The following is a 285-nucleotide window of genomic DNA, read 5'->3' as shown; positions in this document are numbered from 1 at the left end:
GTCGGTGGCGGCGGTGGTCGTCGCGCTGGTTGCTGCCGTTGTCGTCGCGAACCTCCCCGGGGATAAGGGCCCCACCGCGATCGAGGCGATCAGCGAGGAGTTCCCGAACCTGGTGCCCGGCACCGATCTCGGCGTCGGGTTCAACGGCCACACCTGCATGTCGCAGGGCCCGGCCCAGGGGCGTGAGCTGTGGAAAGGGCAGTCTGCCGACGGACCCGATTTCGGCGAATGGGCCGGCGCCTGGCACTGCTACGACGGCCGCACCGACTACTACCTGCTGAAATA

1 pseudogene is annotated in these 285 nt (G+C 68.4%); it reads left to right on the top strand.

Features of this window, described 5'->3' with window-relative positions:
- Nucleotides 1-285: pseudogene (locus GV792_RS28860) on the top strand (serine/threonine-protein kinase); the annotation flags it as partial.

The organism is Nocardia cyriacigeorgica (assembly GCF_010868145.1).
Taxonomy (GTDB): domain Bacteria; phylum Actinomycetota; class Actinomycetes; order Mycobacteriales; family Mycobacteriaceae; genus Nocardia; species Nocardia cyriacigeorgica_D.
Note: the sequence above shows the minus strand (reverse complement) of the source record. Positions and strands in the feature narration are given on the sequence as shown.